This window comes from Pseudarthrobacter oxydans, from assembly GCF_034258515.1.
GTDB lineage: Bacteria > Actinomycetota > Actinomycetes > Actinomycetales > Micrococcaceae > Arthrobacter.
In genome coordinates this window covers 3508604-3529024 of record NZ_CP139438.1, presented here as the reverse complement: position 1 = coordinate 3529024, position 20421 = coordinate 3508604, and the positions used below count along the sequence as shown (strand labels likewise).

The 20421-nt window shown below is 68.4% G+C and carries 15 protein-coding genes; 5 read left to right on the top strand and 10 right to left on the bottom strand.

Annotated features, from left to right (window positions below; all coding sequences use genetic code 11):
• Positions 1-6 precede the first annotated feature (6 nt).
• The 3 genes from SMD14_RS16120 to SMD14_RS16110 all read right to left on the bottom strand — a co-directional run bounded on the left by SMD14_RS16120 (position 7) and on the right by SMD14_RS16110 (position 5807).
• Positions 7-2403 (bottom strand): hypothetical protein, encoded by a 2397-nt coding sequence (locus SMD14_RS16120; RefSeq protein ID WP_321214296.1) that lies wholly within the window; start codon positions 2401-2403, stop codon positions 7-9.
• A gap of 6 nt (positions 2404-2409) precedes the next feature.
• Positions 2410-3084, bottom strand: coding sequence for a peptidoglycan-binding protein (locus SMD14_RS16115; protein WP_231755068.1), 675 nt, complete (start codon positions 3082-3084; stop codon positions 2410-2412).
• Between the two features lie 173 nt (positions 3085-3257).
• Positions 3258-5807 carry an AMP-binding protein gene (locus SMD14_RS16110; RefSeq protein ID WP_321214295.1) on the bottom strand — a complete coding sequence of 850 codons (2550 nt, stop codon included), beginning with the start codon at positions 5805-5807 and terminating at the stop codon, positions 3258-3260.
• Positions 5808-6090: 283 nt separating this feature from the next.
• Here SMD14_RS16110 and SMD14_RS16105 point away from each other — a divergent pair, with 283 nt between their 5' ends.
• The gene (locus SMD14_RS16105; protein WP_157241325.1) at positions 6091-6543 is read left to right on the top strand and encodes an SRPBCC family protein; all 453 of its coding nucleotides are present in this window, start codon (positions 6091-6093) and stop codon (positions 6541-6543) included.
• 87 nt (positions 6544-6630) lie between these two features.
• Here SMD14_RS16105 and SMD14_RS16100 read toward each other — a convergent pair whose 3' ends face one another.
• Positions 6631-8862, bottom strand: a complete 2232-nt coding sequence (locus tag SMD14_RS16100; RefSeq protein ID WP_321214294.1) for a S9 family peptidase — start codon at positions 8860-8862, stop codon at positions 6631-6633.
• Between the two features lie 225 nt (positions 8863-9087).
• Between SMD14_RS16100 and SMD14_RS16095 the strand changes: the two genes are divergently transcribed.
• The 3 genes from SMD14_RS16095 to SMD14_RS16085 all read left to right on the top strand — a co-directional run bounded on the left by SMD14_RS16095 (position 9088) and on the right by SMD14_RS16085 (position 12171).
• Positions 9088-9654 (top strand): hypothetical protein, encoded by a 567-nt coding sequence (locus SMD14_RS16095; protein ID WP_321214293.1) that lies wholly within the window; start codon positions 9088-9090, stop codon positions 9652-9654.
• A complete protein-coding gene (locus SMD14_RS16090) occupies positions 9651-11264 on the top strand; it encodes an FAD-dependent monooxygenase (RefSeq protein ID WP_321214292.1) in 1614 nt (537 codons plus the stop codon). Before SMD14_RS16095 ends, SMD14_RS16090 begins: the two co-directional genes overlap by 4 nt.
• Positions 11265-11748: 484 nt before the next feature.
• Entirely contained in the window at positions 11749-12171 is a 423-nt protein-coding gene (locus SMD14_RS16085) for an Hsp20 family protein (protein WP_321214291.1), read from the top strand.
• Positions 12172-12414: 243 nt separating this feature from the next.
• Here the strand turns inward: SMD14_RS16085 and SMD14_RS16080 are convergent, their stop codons facing one another.
• From SMD14_RS16080 to SMD14_RS16060, 5 genes are all read right to left on the bottom strand, one after another.
• On the bottom strand, positions 12415-13353 hold the full coding sequence (locus tag SMD14_RS16080) for an NAD(P)H-hydrate dehydratase (protein ID WP_321214290.1): 939 nt from the start codon (positions 13351-13353) through the stop codon (positions 12415-12417).
• Positions 13337-14122 carry a histidine phosphatase family protein gene (locus SMD14_RS16075; protein ID WP_321216290.1) on the bottom strand — a complete coding sequence of 262 codons (786 nt, stop codon included), beginning with the start codon at positions 14120-14122 and terminating at the stop codon, positions 13337-13339. The genes SMD14_RS16080 and SMD14_RS16075 overlap by 17 nt, the downstream gene beginning before the upstream one ends.
• 183 nt (positions 14123-14305) lie before the next feature.
• Positions 14306-15982 carry an alkaline phosphatase D family protein gene (locus SMD14_RS16070; RefSeq protein WP_321214289.1) on the bottom strand — a complete coding sequence of 559 codons (1677 nt, stop codon included), beginning with the start codon at positions 15980-15982 and terminating at the stop codon, positions 14306-14308.
• Between the two features lie 188 nt (positions 15983-16170).
• Positions 16171-17292, bottom strand: coding sequence for an LCP family protein (locus SMD14_RS16065; protein WP_321214288.1), 1122 nt, complete (start codon positions 17290-17292; stop codon positions 16171-16173).
• Between the two features lie 208 nt (positions 17293-17500).
• Positions 17501-18175: a low molecular weight phosphatase family protein gene (locus SMD14_RS16060; RefSeq protein WP_321214287.1), complete on the bottom strand. Its 675-nt coding sequence runs from the start codon at positions 18173-18175 to the stop codon at positions 17501-17503.
• A 141-nt stretch (positions 18176-18316) separates the two neighbouring features.
• Here SMD14_RS16060 and SMD14_RS16055 point away from each other — a divergent pair, with 141 nt between their 5' ends.
• On the top strand, positions 18317-19540 hold the full coding sequence (locus SMD14_RS16055; RefSeq protein WP_321214286.1) for an FAD-dependent oxidoreductase: 1224 nt from the start codon (positions 18317-18319) through the stop codon (positions 19538-19540).
• 189 nt (positions 19541-19729) lie between these two features.
• On the opposite strand, the gene SMD14_RS16050 is transcribed toward SMD14_RS16055, so the two are convergent.
• A complete protein-coding gene (locus SMD14_RS16050; RefSeq protein WP_321214285.1) occupies positions 19730-20350 on the bottom strand; it encodes a DUF305 domain-containing protein in 621 nt (206 codons plus the stop codon).
• Positions 20351-20421: the final 71 nt, after the last annotated feature.

The following is a 20421-nucleotide window of genomic DNA, read 5'->3' as shown; positions in this document are numbered from 1 at the left end:
GTGCTCCTAGGTGGGGTTTGTGGTGGGAAGCGGCTCGGCTGCGGGAGCCGTGCCCCCAGTATCCGCCGTTGGGAGCGGTGTCTCAACGGGGGCGTACGACGGCGGCGCGTCGCCGGGCGCCGGCTGGGTCGCCGGGGCGGTGGCGGGCGCTGTCCCTGCCGGAGCGGTTGCGCCGGTGCCCGTGCCGGATGAGGCCGGGGCCGTTGGTGCCTGGGCTGGGCCTGGTTCCCCGGAAGGAGCAGGAGTGGCTTCCTGGGCGGAACTTTGTGTGGCGCTGGGATCCGCCTGGACGATGGCCATGATCTGTGCCTTGTAGGAGGACAGGGTGGCCTGGATTTCGGAAAGCGGCACGTTCTGGATATTCCGGCCGTACTCGGCGATTTCTGCCCACAGCGCCTGAAGGGAGGCCATGCCCGCTTCGCTAAGCGGGCCATCCAAGGTGAGGACCAGCTGGCTGGCCAGTGCATAGGTAAGGCACTCTAAGCAGTTGTAGTTCGCCGCGGCGGAGAGGTTCTCCGGCACCACAACATCGGCCTGGCCCACGATGAGGACCACCTGGAAGCCCACGGCCACGGCCGCGCACCCGCTGCAGCTGGCAAAGGCGTAGGCCTCATTCCTGGTATCAACGGGTTCACCGTCCTCGGCCCACACCAGAGCGAAGGCGACGCTGTAGGTCACGGACCCGTCGGTGGTGTTGACGGCCAGGGCCTGGTTGCCGCCCTCCTCGGGAGCTGCCGGTCTGTCAAAGGGGAACACCCAGGACGGAGCCTCTGAATTGGCGGTTCCTGCCGGACCAGCCCCCGCGGGAGCGTCCACCGGCACCAGCACCATGCTCAACTGAGGGTTCTCCCGGGTGGGCTTTGCGGCGCCTTCGGGCCACAGGGCCACGGTCCGTCCGCTGCCGCCTTCCCGCAGCGCTGTGCCCGAGGCAGGCAGGACCGAAGCCGTCGCATCGGCCAACGTCCCGCGTTCGTACGGCTGCACCGGACGGTACGTGCCGCCGTCGGGCCACCACGCCCACGCAAGCCCCGCCAGCAGTGCAGCCACTGCGCCCATCGCGGCAGTCCGCCGAAGTGCGTGTCCGCTCGTTTTTCGCCAGAGGCCGGTGACCAGCTGCCGCAGCAGCCGCACCAGGATGTAAAGCATGCCGACCATGGGAAGGGCCACGGCCGCAATGGCCAGGATGCGCACGGCGGCGCCGGCCAGGTCGCCGGCGCCAAGGCTCCCGGCGAGCAGCTCCTGCTGTTTGGCCGCACTGCTCCAGGCGGTGGCCAGGAGCCGGGGCAGGGCGAGCACCATCATGGCAAGGCTGAACAGCAGCAGCGGCACGGTGACCAGCACCCACAGGGTCACGACGGCGCGCGCCCACGGCTTGAGGACCCGGTTTTCCGGCCGTCCCCAGCGCCAGGGAAGCAGGCCCAGCAGGACGGGCCTGATGCGCTGGAAGAGGTCGGGCACGCCGGTAGCGTCGGCCAAAATGTGGTACCCGTCAAAGCGGACCAGAGGCAGCAGCTGCCTGACCATCTGCAGGATCTGGGTGACCACCACCAGCAGCAGGGCATCGAAGCCGGTAGCCCACCACAGCCCCATGATGCCTACGGCAACAACGGCGTTGAAGTACAGGCCGCCAAGGTCCGTGCGGATTCTGCCGCCGCGGCCCAGCCGGTAGGAATCCGTGACGTCCGTGAAGAACGCCGGCCAGATAAGGTACAGGCCTGCACCCATGGCGCCGGGCGTGGCCCCGCCCCTGCGGGCAGCGGCGGCGTGCCCGAATTCGTGGAACCCCGCGGAAAGGATGGTGACGGCAAAAATCAACAGGAGCAGGACCGGGTTCTCAAACGCCTCGTGGGTGGCAGATCCCAGGCCCTTGACCATCAGCACCCACCAACAGGCAGCCAGGAATGCCAGGGTCACCAATACGACCACCAGCGGGTTGAACAGAACCGTGAAGGGTGCCGTGATTCTGCGGGTGCGTTCCGGATCGGTCACTGTGTAGCGGAAGCGCATGCCCAGCAGCGGATCAGCCTTCCGGACCGCGGGCTGGGATCCGTCCGCAAGCCGCAGCAGTCCCAGCGGCAGCAGCTGTGAGCCCATCAATGTGCGGACATTGTCCGCGCTGATCAGCCTTCCGGACGCCTCGCTGGCGTGCCGGGCAACCTCCTCCTCCGTCCGTGTCCCGTCCACTGCCTCCAGCACCGCGAACAACAGCGGCGTCAGTTGCAGGGTCTGGCCGTCGGCGCGGCGGACCAGCGATGGCGGCTCCCGGTAGCCGGATCCCTCGGAAGGCCCGATGAGCTGGACGCCGTCGGCCCGGGCGGGAGTGTGCAGCGGGTGGTCGCCGGTGGGCGCAGCGGACGACGGCGGGCCCGCCTGGGTGCGTGGCCCGCCGCTTGTGTGGGTCATGGGTGCTTACTGCCGGAGGTCGGACTGCTGGTCGGCAGTGGCGTTGGCTTCGCCCTCGATGTGCTGGGAGATGATGGCATCCTGTTCGGCCACGGCGTATGCCTGGCTGTCGATGGAGCCGATGTTCGCGGCAACCGCGGCATCGATGGGCGCGGCCACGTTGGCGTTGGCGGCCACTGCGCCGTTGATCGGGGCCGCGATGTCCGCGTCGGCGGCAAGGTCCACGTTGACGTTCAGCAGGTCGCCGTCGAGTGCGGCGGCCGGGTCCACCGGCAGCGCGCCGACGTCCGGCAGGGCGGTGCCGGCCTCCGTAGTCCCGGTGCCCGCCGCGCCGTCCTCCACCGTGCCGTCGCCGACGGTGTCGTCCGACTGGTCGATGGTGCTGTCCTGGGCGGAAGCCGCATTGGCGTCAGCCACAATGCCCTGCTCGATCATCACCCCCTGGTCGGCCAGCGCCTGGGCCTCGGAGCCGTAGGAGAGGATGTTGGCGGACGCCGCGGCGTCGATCGGCGCGGCCACGTTGGCATTGGCGGCCACGGCGAGATCGATGGGTGCCGCCGCATCGATGCCAAGATCCAGGTCCGCATTCAGGTCAAGGACAGAGGCAACTTCCTTGTCCGGCAAAGCGGTTCCCTGTTCCGCCATTAGTTCGTCGTCGGTCAGGGGACGCATTTCTTCCATGCTCACAGAAACCTCCACGTACGGCGCTGGTTGGCCTGCCCCCAGCGGGCAGCCAGCGCCAGACAATAGTAAGCATGATTAGTGTTATTGGATACATCCGTGTCCAGCGCCGCCCATGGTGCGGCTTGGCACAAGGTGACGGGCGACGGCGGAGGAGGGCCGCCGTCGTCCGCTCACGTCCGTGCGCGCAAACGCTGGGCGGCGCCGGCAACCCTGTTGCACAAGGCCCAGTAGGCCACGCCTGCCGCCAGGGAGGCGGCCAGTGCGAGCGGAAGGCCCAGGCCCGCCAGCGGCGGGTAGACCAGCCAGTGGACGAGGTAGATGTGCATGGAGGCGCTGGCCAGCAGGACCGTCACGCGGCCCAGGGCCCGCGGCATGGGGAGGGCGGGCAGCCAGGCAAGCAGCAGGATGCCGGCAATCACCGTGACGTCGCGGTTGGCGTCCTCGAAGAACCCCGGAACCGTGAGGACGGCCAGGGCGGAGACAATGCAGCGCTGGGCGAGGTTGCGGGACCGGGCCACCGCCCATCCGAGCGCGAAGAGCCACAGTGCGGGGACGGTGTACGGCACACCCGGCTCCACGAGTTCGTACCGGGTCAGGAGGCCGCCGCCGAACAGGATGAGCGGGAAAATGAACGGGAATCGGCGTTCCGCGCGGTGCAGCCACGGGATGGAGAGCAGGGCCGTCATGGCCAGCAGGATGTAGACGATCACCTCGATGAACCAGAAATGCCACTGCGTGGTCACCTGCTCCGGCCCCAGGATGGCGTTGAGGAGCACGATGTTGACCAGGCCGTAGTGGTCGGTGACCAGGTAGGCGAAGGCGATGAACACCATGCTGGGCACGGCGATCCGGGCCACGCTGGTGAGCTGCCGGCGCAGGCGGGGCAGCCTTTCGCCGGAGAGCTGGAAGCGTGCGAAGTTGAACCCGGCCGCGGCAATCAGCACGTGGGCCATGCCCTGCCAGTTGAACAGGCCGATGTGCGTGCCGGCGATCAGGAAGATTCCCACGGCCCGGAGGACCAGGCTGGTGTCCGTGGGGGCAAAGAGCCGTGCGAGCCGGGTCCGGGCGGGCCGGCCCGGCCGGCGCGGTTCCAGGTCGCGGACCGGCGTGACATGCCAGTCCGGGGGCAGGTGGCCGAGGGCCTGCTCGAGCCGGACCGAGGCCGCCACGAAGGACAGGGAGTCGCCGCCGAGCGAGACGAACGTGTCCGTGTCCGCGATGTCCGTCTGCTCCAGCGTGTCCTCGTAGATGCGCCTGACGGTGTCCGGCCCGGCCGCGGTGCCCTGCGGCTCCTGCGGGGAGCGATTGTCCGGGGTGCGTTTGTGCGGGGCCGCTTTGTCCGGGGCAGCTGCGGAGAGCGCTGCCACTGCCGGGTAGTCCACCTTGCCGGTGGCCAGGCGGGGAAGTTCCGCCACGGCATGGATGTCGACGGCGGCGCGCGGCAGGCCGAGGCCCTGGGCGAGGACTTTGGTGAGCAGCCGGGTGTCGTGGGTTCCCTCCACGGCGACGACGAGCCCCTGGTCCGTTCCGGCGCTCGCCGCGTGCACGCCGAGGTCCGCCAGGAGGCGTTCCACCTGGCCCAGGTCCACGCGCAGTCCCACGATCTTGACGAACCGGCTGCGCCGTCCGCGCACCTCGTAGAGGCCCGCGGCGTTCTTTACCGCGAGGTCGCCGGTGCGGAGCTCGGTGACGGTGCGGCCCTGTGCCAGGTCCTCCGGGGTCTCGGCATATCCCAGCATGACGTTGGGCCCGGTGTACACCAGCTCGCCGTCGGCCAGTCCGGGCACGGGTTCGATGCGGAAGTCTCCGCCGGGGACGGGCACGCCGATGGCGCCGGGATGGGCGGCGGCAAGGTCCGGCGGCAGGTACGCCATCCGGGCCGTGGCCTCCGTCTGGCCGTACATGACGAAGAGTTCCCAGCCCTGCCGGCGGCCCAGTTCCGCGTAGTGCCGGACGCTCTCCGGGGCGAGCCGGCCGCCGGCCTGGGTGACGTAGCGCAGGCTGGGCAGGTCCATGTCCGCGAAGCCCACGCGCTCCAGCAGCTCAAAGGTGTAGGGAACGGCGGCGAACGCCGTGGCACCTTCCCGCCGGAACAGCTCCCAGAAGCACGGATCCACCACCGACAGTCCGGTCAGGACCAGGCCGGCGCCGCGCAGCAGATGGCTGTTGATGACCGAGAGGCCGTAGCAGTAGGACATCGGCAAGGTAGTGGCGGCCCGGTCTTCAGCCGTGATTCGCAGGTACGTAGCGATGGACTCGGCGTTGGCCTGCAGGTTGGCGTGGGAGAGGCGCACCAGTTTGGGGGAGCCCGTGGAGCCGGACGTGCTGAGCAGGAGGGCAAGGTCCGGATGCAGGGTGTGCCGGGTCCCGGGCCGGCGTTCGTCCAGGACGCACTCGCCGTTCGCGGAGCGGACCACGACGTCGGGGTCGTAGGCCGCCACCAGGGATTCGAGTGCAGCCGGCTTGTCCTCCGGGAGGAGGATCAGCGGGTGGCCGGACGCCAGGGCGGCAAGGTAGGCCACCAGCGATTCGACGTCGTTGGACGCCGCAAGGGCGATGAGGCGCCGTTCAGTGCCCAGCCTCCGGGCAAAGCTGTCGACGCGGGCGGCCAGCTCCCGGTAGGTCAGCGTCAGCCCGTCGGCAAGGATGGCAGGCCGGTTTCCGTAGCGCGCAAGATCGGCAGCGAAAGAAACCCGCGCGAAATCAAGCTGCGTGGTCATCCGGCAATCTTATTAGTAGAGCCTTACCTTACTAAAATCGGGCGTTAAGAAAAGCGGATGGAGAAATAAAAGGGGAGTGCCTGCTTCCGCGGAAATGCCCATCGACTGCTCCAAAAACGCCGTTCCGGGGGCTCAAAAGGGCTTTATTGGAGCAGTCGATGAACCACGAGGGTGAGCTTTCCGGCAGCGTCTTGACAGCCCAAAGCCGTCGGGCCAAGCTGGCGCTGTGCCTACCTGCCGGCCGAGCCGGGCCGGCACCAGGCCGTTGTCCAAGGAGAATCCAATGCCTGTTGTGGAAGAAACCGTCGTCATTCCCCGGCCGCAGCAGGAGGTCTTTGACTTCCTGTCGAAATTCGAGAACATCGCCGTCTACGATTCCTCGGTCACCTCGTCCGGGCAGATCGGTGACGGCCCGCTGGGCGTGGGTTCACGGGGCCGCGGAACCAGCAAGATCATGGGGCGGCAGTTCGACTGGACCGCCGAAATCACTGAGTTTGATCCGCCCCGGCGCATGGTGTCCCGTTCCGTCGAGGGCAAGCTGGACTTCACCATTACCATCACACTCGAACCGGCCGACGGCGGCACCCGCGTCACCGAGCGGATCGAAGCCGCGTCCGGCCTGGGCGGCATCTTTGGCAAGCTGGCCGACCCGCTGGTGGAACGGGCCCAGGGAAGGACCGTCCGCGCCAATCTCGAAACGCTGGCCGAGTGGCTGGCGGAGCATCCACAGTCCTGAGCGGTTTCCCCATCGATTGCTCCGAAAACGCCGTTTTGGAGGCTCTAAACGGCAATATCGGAGCAGTCGATGGCGTACGGCGTCGTCCTACTTCAGGCCGGCGCCGGGCAGCAGCTCGGTGGCGCCAAGGGAATCGGCGATGAAGGCGTAGTCCCAGGCCCGTTCCCGCCACTGCACGTAGCGGCCGGACGCGCCGCCGTGCCCGCCATCCATCTCGATCTTCATCAGGATGGGCTCGGTGCCGGTGGTTTTGCTCCGCAGCTCCTGCACCCACTTGGCCGGTTCCACGTACAGGACCCGGGTGTCGTTGAAGGAGGTGACGGCGGCGATCTTGGGATACGCCGCCTCCCTGACGTTCTCGTAGGGGGAGTAGGACTTCATATAGGCGTAGGCCGCGGGATCGGTGATGGGGTTGCCCCACTCCTCCCACTCCAGGGCGGATAGCGGCAGCTCGGGATCGAGGATGCTGGTCAGGGGGTCCACGAACGGCACCTGCGCCACGATCACTGCGTACTTTTCCGGCGCCATGTTCGCCACGGCCCCCATCAGCAGGCCGCCGGCCGATCCGCCCAGGGCGGCGATCCGCGCAGGATCCACCCAGCCGGAACCGGCCAGCCAGTCTGTGGCGTCGATGAAGTCGGTGAACGTGTTCTTCTTGGTGAGCTTCTTGCCGTCCTCGTACCAGTGCCGGCCCAGCTCCCCGCCGCCGCGGATGTGGGCGATCACGAACACCACGCCGCGGTCCAGCAGCGACAGCCGCGCGATCCCGAAGCCCGGATCCATGCTCAGCTCATAGGAGCCGTACCCGTACACCAGGCCGGCCGCCGTCGAGTCCTGCTTCACGGCCTTGTGCCGCAGTACGGAGAGCGGAATCCTGGTGCCGTCCGCGGCGTCTGCCCACTCCCGGGTGGCGACGTAGTCGCTGCCGTCGTAGCCGCCCAGGACCGGGCTTTCCTTCCGCAGCAGCAGCTCACCCGCGGGCTGCTGCGGGGTGGGCAGCACGAAGTCGTACACGCGCGACGGCGTGAAGTAGGACGTGTAGCCCAGCCGGATGACCGGGGCCTCGTAGTCCGACCCGCCTACGCCCGCAGTGTAGAGCTCCTCATCGAAGGCCGGCTCCACGGGTTCTTCCTGGGCGGGCGTCCCCAGCCCTGCCAGACCGATGAACTGCACGCGCTCGATGGTGTCCTTGCGGATGGAAACGACCAAGTGCGTGGAGGTGACTCCCGCGCCGTTGATGCGGACGTCGTCGGAATGTTCGACGACGGTGACCCAGGCCTGCTCTGCCAGCGGCTTGGCGAGCTCCGCCGGGTCCGCCAGGGAGACCATGGAGTTGACCGCACCGCGGTTGTGCGTCAGCAGGATGCGCTCGCGTTTTTCGCCGTCCGGCCCGGCAAGCAGGAACGGCTCGGCCTCATAGAGCACGTGGTCGTTCCGGGAGATCACGGTGGTGAGCTCCTGGGCGGGGTCGTCAAAGCGGAGCAGGCGGGTTTCGCTGTACTCCGAGCACCCGATGCCCAGCACGAGGTGGCGCCGGTCAGCTGAGAGCTCGAAGCCCAGCCACATGGCGGCGTCGTCCTCCTGGTAGATGACCACATCGTCGGCCACAGGCGTGCCCAGGACGTGCGCCTTCACCTGGTACGGGCGCCAGGAATCATCCACCATTGTGTAGAAAATCCGGGTGCCGTCGGGGGAGAAGGCAACGCCGTAGAAGATGTTCTCGATGACGTCCGGCAGCAGCTCGCCGGTGCTGAGGTCCTTGATGCGGAGGGTGAAGCGCTCGTCCCCCGAGTTGTCCACGGCATAGGCGTAGAGGGTGCCGTCCACGGTTACGGCCGAGCCGCCCACCGAGAAGAACGGCTTGCCCTCCGCCTCCACGTTGCCGTCCAGCAGGACTTCCTCGCCGGGGATTTCGACGCCGGGCTGGACGGCGGGCGGGGTCCAGTCGGCAACCTTGTCCCCGGTGTCCGCGGCCCTGACCCGGCACTGGATGCCGTATTCCTTGCCCTCCACGGAGCGGCTGAAGTACCACCAGCCGTCCTTGCGGTGCGGCACGGAGAGGTCCGTTTCCTGGGTGCGGCCCTTGATCTCCTGGAAAATGGCCTCGCGCAGCGGCTCCTGGTGTGCGGTGACCGCTTCCTGGTAGGCATTCTCGGCCTTCAGGTGCGCCACCACTTCGGCGGATTCCTTGTCCCGGAGCCACTCGTAGTTGTCCACGAAAACGTCCCCGTGGTGGACACGTTCGGACGGGATCTTCTTGGCAACCGGCGGTGTGGGAGCGGCAGTGGCGGCGGAGTCCCGCAGCGGAGTCTGGGTCATTCCTTCAATATATAGATCCGCGCCGACAATTATCCGGCCGTTCGCTACCGGGGGATCGCCGCCTCCCGGCGCGGGAGTAAAGGGCGTCCGACGGCGGTGCGCGCGGCAGCGGTGCGGGGCGGAAAAGGGCCAAAGACCCTAGGGACGGGGACCGGTGTGCGGGACGGTGGAGGGAGTGGAGGGACAGAGCGGACGGACACCAGGGGGCGCGGAAGGAGAGCGGCAATGTCCAGCGAACAAGGTCCGGCCCCCAGGGCCCAGGCCTGGCGGGCGGTGGCCGGGTGTGTGGGCAGGAGCTTCGTGATGCTGGCCCGGCGGCAGGTCCACCTGCCCGGGGAAAACGTGGGACGCGTCCTGCAGTTCGCGGACGGCAGCACGTCGCGGGTGTACCGGGAAACGGCCGTCCGAGCCGCGCCCGGGGAGCCGTGCACCCTCGTTGTCGCCTTCAGGCTCAGGCTGGTGCGGGGCAGGGCGCACCGCCTGTTCGAAGCCGAAAGCCTGCTCAACACGCCGCTCTTCGTCGGGTTTCCTGGTTTCGTGTCAAAGCTCTGGTGCGCGCATGACGACCGCGGAGTGTATCGGGGCTTCTACGAATGGGATGGCGCGGAAAGGGCACACCATTACGCGGCATCCCTGTGGCGGGTCCTGGAACTGGTGAGCGTCCCGGGCTCGATCAGGTACAAAGTATTGCCCGGGCTGCGCCGGGATGAGGTGCTCGCAGACCCGGCCCGGATGGAAGCTGCCGCCGCCGGGGCCGGCCCGGCCTGGTGGCGGCTCCTGGGCCACCCATGACCGTCCACAGCGACGTCCTGGTGGTGGGCGCCGGTCCCGCCGGCCTGGCAACTGCGCTCCAGGCGCATGCCCACGGAGCCACCGTACGCATTGTCGACCGGCGGGCGGAACGGGTGCGCCCCTCCCGGGCAATGATGCTCCACGCCCGCGCACTCGAGGGACTCCGGCCGCTGGGTGTCACGGACGAACTGCTCAGCCGGGCGGACACCACCCCGGAGGCACGCATCCACCTCGGCAAGCGGGTGGTGCAGGCCAGGCTTGGCCACGCCGACCTTCCGGACACGGCCTTCCCGCACCTGACGCTGGTCCGTCAGGCCGACGTCGAAGACGTTCTGTGGCGCGCGCTCAAAGCCCGGGACGTGCCGGTGGACTGGGGCGTTGAGTTCCGTGGCCTCGCCGCCTTCCCGGGCAGGGGCGGAGCGTTGCGCGCCGACCTGCGGCTGGCGGACGGCCACTTCCCCGGGGCGAACCGGACCCTTGGCAACCCGCACGAACAGGGCCTGGAGCAGCACGAATGCCGCTTCCTCGCCGGATGCGACGGGCAATCCAGTACCGTGCGCGGGCTCGTCGGTGCCGAGTGGAGCGGGGCGCCGTACCGGGTGGAGGCAGTCCTGGCCGACCTGGAGCTCGATGGCCCGCTGGACCCCGGCCTCCTCCATGTCGCTGTGGGAAGCGCGGGGCTTGCGTTCCTTTTCGCCCTGGGCGAGGGCGCCACGTGGCGGCTGCTCGCCACCCGCACGGCAGACCCGCATGCCGCCGGCCCGTTCGGGCAGCTGGGGCCGGCAGTCCCGGCGGGGGAAGTGGCCCGGCTCGTCCAGGAGTCGGGGCTGGAGGCGACGGTGCGGGACGTGCGGTGGTCCGCGCAGGTCCGCCTGCAGCACCGAGTGGCCAGCAGGTTCCGCAGCGGGAACCTGTTCCTGGCCGGAGACGCCGCGCACGCCCATTCGCCGGCGGGCGGCCAGGGGATGAACAACGGCATCCTTGATGCGCTGAATCTTGGCTGGAAGCTTGGATTTGCTTCCGACGGCGGGACGCACCCGGAACTGCTCGGCTCCTATGACTACGAGCGCCGCCTCGCCGCCCGGCGCGTGCTGGCCCTGACCCACGTCATCTTTTTCGGGGAAGCGTCACCCCACCCCCTTGCGCGCCTGCTCCGCGGCCTCCTTCCGGTTTCCGCGCCGTTGCTGCCGGTGCTGCTGCGCCGGCGGCGCCTCACGTCTGCCGGCATCAGGCTGATGGCACAGCCTTTTGTCCGCTACCGGAACAGCGGCATCTCGCTGGAGGGCACCCCGCCCGCAGCGCGGTGGCCGCGGCCGGGGGACCGGCTGCCGGACGCGCCGGCAGCCACCGGCGGGCGGCCCGCCCGCCTTCACGAGCTGACGGCCGCGCCGGGCGTCCACATTCTGCTGGAGCATGATGCCGGCTGGGATGTGGCGGGCGCGGAGCTCGCGTTTTCAGGGCGCAAGGTCCATGTGCATCGGCTCAGCAGCCATCCCGGCCGCGGCATCGTTGCGGTGCGCCCGGACGGCCATGTCGGTTTCCGCTGCGGGGAGTCGGACCTGCACCAGTTGCGCGCCTGGCTCCGGCTGGTGGGTGCCGTCCCGGACTGACGGGAACGGCGGGCCGCCGGCCTAGTGGGCTTGAGGCGGCGGGCGTATCCTGTTCACGCCAAGGCACGTCCATCAAACGTGAGAGGGGAACGTCACATGACCATCCCGCCAGTGCACGAGCCCGAGCCGTTCCCGCCGGAGCCAGGCCCGGACCAGCCAGATCCAGCCCACCCCGGCCACCCGGGCCCGCCGGCTCCCAATCCGTTCCCCGCACCGGAACCCCCGGGCCCGCTGCCGGTGCCGGATCCGGGCCCGGCACCGCTGCGGCCGGACCCGACGCGGAGCTGACAACCAGCATCTGAGGGGCCTTTCGCGTACCGCGATGGGCCCCTCACCCATGTCCCGCGAGGCCGCAAAAAACTTCAAAAATACCCTTCGGAACCCCTTGCAGACCTGATTCCCCAGTGATAAAAAATCTATATCAGCCAATACAGATCGGCTGATGCGGAAAAGTGTTGGACCGTCTCTTACGAGGAGGGAAGCCATGTTGATGCGAACTGATCCGTTCCGCGAGTTGGACAGGCTGGCCCAGCAGGTCCTCGGCACGGCGGCGCGCCCGGCAGCGATGCCGATGGACGCGTGGCGGGAGGACCAGGAATTTGTCGTCGCCTTTGATCTGCCCGGCGTCGCACTGGATTCTGTGGATCTGGATGTGGAACGGAACGTCCTGACGGTACGGGCCGAGCGCCCCGACCCTGCAGGCAAGGACACCGAGTTGATCGCCTCCGAGCGGCCGCGCGGCGTGTTCAGCCGCCAGCTGATCCTCGGGGACACCCTGGATGCTGACAACGTAAAGGCTACGTACGACGCCGGTGTCCTGACGCTGCGGATTCCTGTCGCCGAAAAGGCCAAGCCGCGCAAGATTGAAATTGAGACGAAGGGGGCCAAGCAAGAGATTGCCGCCTAGCTTCAACACAGGATCGGAAAGTCGGGGATTTGCTGACTGCCTTTAGGGCGGATTGCACAGTATGCACGCCACAGCGCTTAAAGCGCACCGGCAGCCTACACCCGCACTTCCCGGTATGGCGGCCCCCGGCTTCGGCCGGGGGCCGTCTCATGTCCGGAGAAAGCAACGCGGGGTCACCTATCGCGCAAAAAACCCTGTCGGATGGACCGTAAGTGACCCCGCGTTGCTTTTAACCTGGAGGGATCAGGTGTTGAGTTCCAGCATCAGCGCGGGCAGCTCGTCCGCGAGTTCACGCGCCAGGAAGCCCAAGGGTCCCAGCCGGCTGGCAAGCCTGTCCGCAGCAGCCGCATGAAGATGGGTGCCCCAGCACGCAGCCTGCGCTTCACTGGTTCCCCGGGCGCGAAGGCCGGCGATGGCACCGGCCAGGACATCCCCGCTGCCTGAGGTCCCCAGCCCGCCGTACCCCGTGGTGATTTTCCAGAGCTCCGCCTCTTCCGGAGCATCACCCGGCGGCCTCGCGATCAGGCCCTGGCAGCTCACCACCGCCTGGTACCGTTCGGCAATCTCAGCAACATCGGCCGGCAGGTCCTCCAGCCCGCGGCCAAGCAGGATCTCAGCCTCCTTGGGATTGGGCGTCAGGATCAGGCGCCCCTTCCACGGACCGGACTGGTCCTCCACGTTGGCCAAGGCACCCAAAGCGTAGGCATCGAGGACGACGGCGGGACCTCCGCCGTCGTTCCCTTTCCCGGAGGCGGCCTCCCGCCCGAGCAGCGCCCGGAGCAGCTCCTCGGCCAGGTCCAGGTCATCGAGGCCCGGACCCACCAGCACGGCATCTGCCTTGTCCAGGTACGGGGCAATGAGGTCCAGTCCCTCGGCCGTTACGGACCCGCCGGGGGTTTCCGGCAGGCCCACTGTCCCGCACTCCGGCAGCGCGACGCCCACGTGGACAGCCACCGATTCCGCGACGGCCAGGGTGAGTTTCCCGGCGCCGGCCCGAAGGGCGGCAGCACCGGAGAGCAGGGCGGCACCGGGAGTCGCCCGGGCCCCGCCGACCACCAATACCGATCCGCGGGAGTACTTGTCCTCGCCGGCGGCAGGGAGCGGCCAGTCGCGCAGGAGCGACGGCGTCACCAGGGCTGGCTGCGCGGCCCCGGCCGCGCCCGCCTCACCGCGGGTGGACACTGGCGTCCCCGGCATGTTCGGTCACGGCAACGCCCTGCTCGGTCAGGTGGTCCGCGACATTGAAGCTTTCGAGCGTCCAGCGGCCGGCGCCGGAGGGCCGCACATAGCGGGTCAGGGAGGCATTCAGGACCGAGGTGGTGGCCGCCAGGTCCAGGAGTTCTGCTTCACTCAGCCCTTCAAGCACGTACCGGAAGAGCATGATCACGGCGTCGTGGCACACCAGCATCACCCGATGCCCGGTGCCGAGGTTGTTCAGTTCCGCCAGGACGGAGCGCAGCCGGAGGGCCACGTCCGCCCAGGATTCCCCGCCCGGCGGCCGGTAGTACAGCTTGCCCAGCCATTCGCGGCGTTCCACCTCGTCCGGGTAACGCTGCTCCACGCCCAGCCGGGTGAGCCGGTCCAGGATGCCCAGTTCGCGGTCCCGGAGCCGTTCATCGGTGCGCACCTTCACGGGCCAGCCCGCCACCTCCACGGCGATTTCCGCCGTCTGACGGGCACGTGCATAGGGCGAGGAAACCACGGCGTCCGGCCGGAACTCCTCGGCGGTCCGGGCCAAGGCCGCGCCCAGGGCCTTGGCCTGCTCCTGCCCAATGTCGGACAGGTTCACATCGGCGTCGCGGGCCGGCACGGCGATGACCGCCGCCCCTGCCTCCCGGGCCTCGGTGGCGGCAACGTTGCCTTCACTCTCGCCGTGCCGGACCAGTAGCAGTTCCACCGCCCCGGCTTCCTGCACAGCCTCTGTCAGCCCGTCGTCGTTCAAGAGAATCACCCCGTCTGCGTGCCGTTCCGAATGCAGGAACACTACCAGCGGCGTACCCAGCGGACGGGGAAAATAACGGACGACGGCGGCCGGCATCTCGCGCCCGCAACCGAAATCCGCGCCCGATTCGGACACCCGCTCCCGGGGCCCGGGGCGCGGCTGTCCGGATCAGGCGCGGAAATGCCCGCCGGCTTACCGCTCCGGCGTCAGCACCTTGGAGAACACCGTGGCGCCGTTGGCGTTCCGGAGGCTTGCCGTGAAAGTGTTGTCTTCGCCCAGCTGCACGTGACCGAAGAACTGGTTCTCGCCGTTGCGCGGTGACTCTCCGGCGAACTTGCCCGCCTTGGAGAACACCACCTCGGGCCCGAACGTGCCGTCCATCTTGTTCGGTCCGAAGGAACCCGCCGCAATCGGCCCGGCCACAAATTCCCAGAAGGGGTCGAAGTCGGTGAAGGCCGCACGCTCAGGGGAGTAGTGGTGCGCGGCGCAGTAGTGAACGTCGGCGGTCAGCCACACCACGTTCCTAACCTGGTTGCGCTTGAATGCGCTCAGCACCCCGGCGATCTCAAGCTCACGGCCCAGGGGTGCACCGGCGTCGCGGTTTGCGACGCTTTCCTGGTTGACCGGCCCGTCGCCCACGATGATGCCCAGCGGCAGGTCGGCAGCGATGACTTTCCAGGTGGCCTTGGACTTGGTCACCTCGCGGATCAGCCAGTCCACCTGCTCCTGGCCCAGGATCGAGGTGGCGTATGGCTCCTTGCCGTCCGTGTTGGGGGACTTGAACGTCCGCATGTCCAGGCAGAAGATGTCCAGCTGCGGGCCGCGGCTGATCTTCCGGTAGATGCGGGCGGGCTGGTACTGGCCGGCGTCGTCGAACGTTCCCGGCCGCCACAGGGCCGAGGAATCGGCGATGGGCATGTTCTCCTGCCACGCTTGCCGGCCCCGTGCTGCCAGGGTGTTGACGTCGCGGACGGTGTAGCGGGGATCGTCCAGGATCTCGCCGGGGTACCAGTTATTGGTGGTCTCGTGGTCGTCCCAGTTGGCAATGACGGGGACGTCAGCGAACATGGCCCGCATGTTGGCGTCCATCTGGTTGTAGCGGTGCCGGCCGCGGAATTCCGTGAGCGTCTCGGCCACCTTGGACACCTCCTCCGTGACCAGGTTCCGCCACACCTGCCCGTCCTTCTCCACCACGGTCTCCGTGATGGGGCCGTCGGCGTAGACGGTGTCGCCGGAGTGGATGAAGAAGTCTGGGCGGGTCTGGTGCATGGCGCGGTAGCCGCGCATCCCTCCGATTTCCTCGTTGATGCCCCAGCCCTGGCCGGCGGTGTCGCCCGTCCACACAAAGCTTTGGGCGGACGACGCCGGCACCTCGCCGCCGTTGCTTGTGTCACCGGTGCGGCCGTTGCCGTTATACGTCCCGGCGTCGGGAGCCGTGCGGAAGCTGCCGCTGACAGTCTCGCCGGCCGCGCCGCCGTCGTCCTCGAAGCTGATCTCCAGTGCAAAGCGCGTGTTGGAGGGCAGGTTCCCGGCGTGGATCTTGGCGGTGAAGTCGGAGGCCTGGGTGGCGCGGGGCCCGCGGAGGACGCGCTCAAAGGCGCCCCGGCCGCGGAGGACCTCGCCGCCGTCGTCCACGGCCCGCAGCACCGCGGTCATCCGCCCGGCACCGGAAGAACGTGACCACAGGACGGCGGAATCGGAGGTGACGTCTCCGGTGGCGATGCCGCTGGGCAGGGTGAGCCGGTTCCGGACCAGCGCGACGCCGGCCGGCGACTGCACTGTGGCGGCCTGGGCGGCGGCGGGTGTGGCTGCCAGTGCGGCAGCGAGGACGGATCCCTTGACGATGGTGCGGCGTGAAATGTCAGTCATGCCGTCCAGCCTCCAGGGGCCGGGCGCACAGACGTTTTCCCGCCGGTGAACCCCGGGTGAGCCCCGGTTGAACAGCCAGGTGGGCCCCTTAGCCGGACGAGCGGCCCTCGACCGCAGGAACGGCGTTGCCCGGCACCGCTCATGCGGGGCAGGCCCGCTCGTCCGCCAATGCCCGCGGCCTCAGTCGGCTACGGAACCGCGAACTCCCCGATCCGCCCCTCCCGCAGCGCAGCCCCAACGGCGTTGATCGCCCCGTAATCCGGGAACAGAACCGACTGGCCCGCGATGAATCCGGAGCCCGCCGTGGGCAGGGTCATGGTGCCGATCGCGTTCACGTCCAGGTTCCGCAGGCTGTAGGCAAGGATGGCAGCCTGCACGGGGTCGAAGCCCCGGTCCACGGTCAGGCAGCAGGACGCGAAATCCACCAGACCGCGCACGGCGTTGACGTCGTTCAGGCCGCCCCCGCCGGTCAGGCGGGCCAGGATGGCTTTGAGCAGGATCTGCTGGTTGCGCACGCGCTGGAAGTCGCCGTCGGAAAATGCGTACCGCTCCCGGGCGAACTCCAGCGCGGACTGCCCGTCCAGGTGGTTCACGCCGGGGCCGAAGACGTGCCCCGTGTCGTGCGTGGACTGGAACGGAATGGGCACGTTGACGTCGATCCCGCCCAGCCCGTCCACCATGCCCCGGAAGCCGTGGAAGTCCAGCATCACGGTGTGGTCAATGGTGATCCCGAACAGTGACTGCACCGTTTGGGTGGTCATGTCGATGCCGCCGTACTGCAGCCCGGCATTGATCTTTGCGCCGCCGAAGCCCGGGATGTCCACCCACGTATCCCGGTTGATGGAGATGATGTACAGGGTTCTGCGGTCGGCGGGGACGTGGACCAGCATGAGGGTGTCCGACCGGTGGTCCATGGCCTCGCCGGTTGCCGCCGTGTGGGCTGCGGCGTCCCGAGCACTGGCACGGCTGTCGCTGCCGATGACCAGCACGTTCATGGGCGCCGCAGGCAGCTCCGGGATCGGCTCGGGCGGCGGCGGGGGAGCAGGGGCCGGCGGCGGCGTTTCGGAAGGAGTTTCCGAGGGGGTGGCCGACGGGGACGGCGATTCGCTCTGCGTCGCGGCGGGCTGCGCCTCCGTGCCGGAACGGTTGAGGCTGATGACTGCGACGACGGCGGCGGCCACCAGGACCAGCGCCAGCAGTGCGGCTATCCAGCGCCGGCGGCCGTGCGCCACCCAGCTGCCGTTGTGGGGACTGGGGGCGGACGCGGATGCGTTGGGGCCGGAGGGGTCAGAACCGTCAGGCGTGCTCATTGTGCCTCACCTCTTTGTGAATGGGTGGGATCAGTGTCCGCCAGCCGAGGCCCTGCTGGCTACAAAGTTGTCCAAACTGTCACCTTGCGTCGCCTGACGGGGTCAGACGAATCACGCTTGATTACGACGGCGGCAGCGCGGTCAGCCGGGAACGTCGCCGCCGGGAGAAGTGCCGGGGTCGCCGGAGAGGTGCGGGACCGCCCGAACGCTACGGCGACTCCGCACGTGTCCCGCGAGCCGGTGCGTTCAGGCGCGCGTGGCGGAGGATGGAGACGATCGCGGGCGCCAGTTCGTCCTCCATCTGCCGGTACACCTCGGGCGCGCGCCGGTAGGGGTCGACGATGTCGTTCTCGGCGGCGTCGGCGGGCAAGGACAGGTGCCGCACCCCCGCGGCCCGTGCCGGGAGGCTCTTCCAGAAGGCGGTGTTGGCGCCCAGCCAGCCGCCGTCGTCGTCATCATCCCTGGCGGGCGCGGCGGCGGGCGCGCTGCCCCCGGACGCTGCTGCACGCTGGTCCAGGACGTCGAGCATGCGGGCGAACTCGCGGATGGTGAACGTCCGTTTGAGGAAGGAGGCGTCCAGCTGCAGCACTTCGCCGCGGTGTGCGGAGGTCATGGTGAGCACCAGGTCCACGCCGCGGAGGATCTTCGGGGTCAGCTGGCGGGCGGCGAAGTTGTCCGGGTTCCCGCCGAAGGTGCGGACGATGTCCGCGGAGAGGGGCTGCATGGGGTCGCCCACCATGGCCCGGGTGCCCGCGCTGGCCACAACGAAACCGCCCGGCACCGCCTGGTCCAGTCCCGCCTGCAGCAGCCGCTCGGCCACCGGCGAGCGGCAGATGTTGCCTGTGCAGACGGTCAGGATTTTTACTGGTTCGGACGTGTCCAAGGGGATTTTCTCTTTCCAGCCGGTGCGCGGACCGTCCAGCCCGCGGATTTCAACTTAACACGCATCACCCGGACCCTCTCTCACTTGATGCGGGTTTTTGGGGAACCCTCTCTCACCTTTCCGGGCAGGAGGCACGATGATATGACCGTGGAGAAAGTTATCGGGCGTGACTGCGTCATTGCCGGCGGCGGACCGGCCGGGATGGTGCTCGGCTACCTGCTGGCACGCGCGGGGCTGCGCGTCACAGTGCTCGAGAAGCATGCCGACTTCTTTCGGGACTTCCGCGGCGACACCGTGCATCCTTCCACCGTGACACTGCTGGGCGAGCTCGGGCTGCGGGAAAAATTCCTGCAGCTGCCGCTCACGCGCCTGCCCGCGATGGACGTCGTCATGGACGGCCGGCGCTTCACTATCGTGGACTTCAGGACCCTCCCGGAGCCCGACAACTTCCTGGTCCTGGCGCCGCAGTGGGATTTCCTGAACTTCCTGGCCGGCGAGGCGTCGGCGTTTCCCAACTTCGAGCTGCGCATGCTCACCGAAGCCACTGGCCTCATTGTCGAGCAGGACGAGGTTCGCGGCGTACGGGCGGCGACAGCGGACGACGACGACGACCTTGAGATCCGTGCGACGCTCACCGTAGCTGCGGACGGGCGGGCGTCCGGGCTGCGCGCCGCGGCCGGGATGACTCCCGACGAGTTTGGCGTGCCCATCGACGTTCTCTGGTTCAGCCTGCCCAAACCGCCGGAACCGCCGCCGGCAACCCTCGGCTACATCTCCCGCCAGGGCATGGTCCTGACCATCGACCGCGGCGACAGGTACCAGTCGGGCATGGTCATCCGGAAGGGCGGGTACGACGAGCTTCGTGCGGCAGGGCTGGAGGCGCTCCAGGCCAGGATCAGCCACGCGGCTCCTGTTCTGCGCCCCGTCGTCACCACCCTCGTGGACTGGGACCAGATCAAGCTCCTTTCGGTCCAGATCAACCGGCTCCGCCGCTGGTACCGTCCGGGCTTCATCGCGATCGGCGACGCCGCCCATGCGATGTCCCCGATGTTCGGCGTTGGCGTGAACTTCGCCATCCAGGATGCCGTTGCGCTGTTCAACGCCATCTCCGGGGACCTTGCAGCCGGGGCCGCGCCCGCCGGAAAGCTCGCGGCGGTGCAGCGGCGCAGGGAGAAGCCGGTGAAGGTGATGCAGATGCTCCAGTGCAACGGGCACAAGGCCATTGTCCGGGCAACCGCCGGCAACAGTGTCGCGCCGCGCTGGTTCGTCGGGCTCCTCCGGTTCGCCTCGCCCCTGCTGCGCCGGATGACTGCCCGGTTCATCGGCGTCGGAATCCGTCCCGAGCACGTCAGGCCCGACGCCTGACTGCAACGGGGGCCGGCCCCTGCGTCCCGTCCCAAACCGACGCTCTCTCACTTAACGCGGTTTTCCAGCCGACGCTCTCTCACTTAACGCGGTTTTCCAGCCGACGCTCTCTCACTTTCGTAAGGAAAGTGAGAGAGCATCGGCCAATTTGGCCCGTTAAGTGAGAGAGGGTCGGGAGGGAGGGGCAGGTTAGAGCGCGGCCAGCATCTCCTTCATCTGGGCGATCTCAGCCTCCTGGGACGTGACGATATCCCGGGAAAGCTGGATGGACCCGGCGTGCTTGCCGGCGGCGATCTCCTGCTTTGCCATGTCGATCGCGCCCTCATGGTGTCCGATCATCTGCTCCAGGAAAAGCCGGACGGCTTCCGTTCCCTGCGCGGCCTTGAGCTTCTCCAGGCCCTGGGAGTCCACCATGCCGCCCATGCCGTGTCCCGAGTGGTCCGACATCATGACGGGCACGTTCCACTCTTTGAGCCAGCCGGTCATCGTCTCGATCTCGGGCGCCTGGGCGTTCTTGATCTTGGTGGCCAGTGCGGTGACCTCCGCGGGCAGGTCCGGCTTGGCGAGCATCATGTCGCTCATCTCCACCGCCTGCGCGTGGTGCGGGATCATCATCTGCGAGAACATGATGTCCGCCTGGTTATGGTCCGCACTGGCGTCCGGCATCATGCTGGCCATGGGGCCGGAGCTGCCGTGGTTCATGGGCATGGTGTTTCCGCCGGAGCCTCCGGAGCCGGCGGCGCACCCGGCAAGGCCGAGCGAGGCCGCCAGGGCAGCGGCGATGGTAAGGGTTTTGAGGTTCGTGTTCATTTTTGGGGTGTCCTTCAGGGAAGTAATGTGAACTGGGCCAATCGTGCGTGGAGAGCCACGCGGCGCAGTCC

Coding starts and splice junctions, on each gene's coding strand:
- SMD14_RS16120 (WP_321214296.1), bottom strand. CDS start 2,403: ATGACCCACACAAGCGGCGGGCCACGCACCCAGGCGGGCCCGCCGTCG.
- SMD14_RS16115 (WP_231755068.1), bottom strand. CDS start 3,084: ATGGAAGAAATGCGTCCCCTGACCGACGACGAACTAATGGCGGAACAG.
- SMD14_RS16110 (WP_321214295.1), bottom strand. CDS start 5,807: ATGACCACGCAGCTTGATTTCGCGCGGGTTTCTTTCGCTGCCGATCTT.
- SMD14_RS16105 (WP_157241325.1), top strand. CDS start 6,091: ATGCCTGTTGTGGAAGAAACCGTCGTCATTCCCCGGCCGCAGCAGGAG.
- SMD14_RS16100 (WP_321214294.1), bottom strand. CDS start 8,862: ATGACCCAGACTCCGCTGCGGGACTCCGCCGCCACTGCCGCTCCCACA.
- SMD14_RS16095 (WP_321214293.1), top strand. CDS start 9,088: ATGTCCAGCGAACAAGGTCCGGCCCCCAGGGCCCAGGCCTGGCGGGCG.
- SMD14_RS16090 (WP_321214292.1), top strand. CDS start 9,651: ATGACCGTCCACAGCGACGTCCTGGTGGTGGGCGCCGGTCCCGCCGGC.
- SMD14_RS16085 (WP_321214291.1), top strand. CDS start 11,749: ATGTTGATGCGAACTGATCCGTTCCGCGAGTTGGACAGGCTGGCCCAG.
- SMD14_RS16070 (WP_321214289.1), bottom strand. CDS start 15,982: ATGACTGACATTTCACGCCGCACCATCGTCAAGGGATCCGTCCTCGCT.
- SMD14_RS16065 (WP_321214288.1), bottom strand. CDS start 17,292: ATGAGCACGCCTGACGGTTCTGACCCCTCCGGCCCCAACGCATCCGCG.
- SMD14_RS16055 (WP_321214286.1), top strand. CDS start 18,317: ATGACCGTGGAGAAAGTTATCGGGCGTGACTGCGTCATTGCCGGCGGC.
- SMD14_RS16050 (WP_321214285.1), bottom strand. CDS start 20,350: ATGAACACGAACCTCAAAACCCTTACCATCGCCGCTGCCCTGGCGGCC.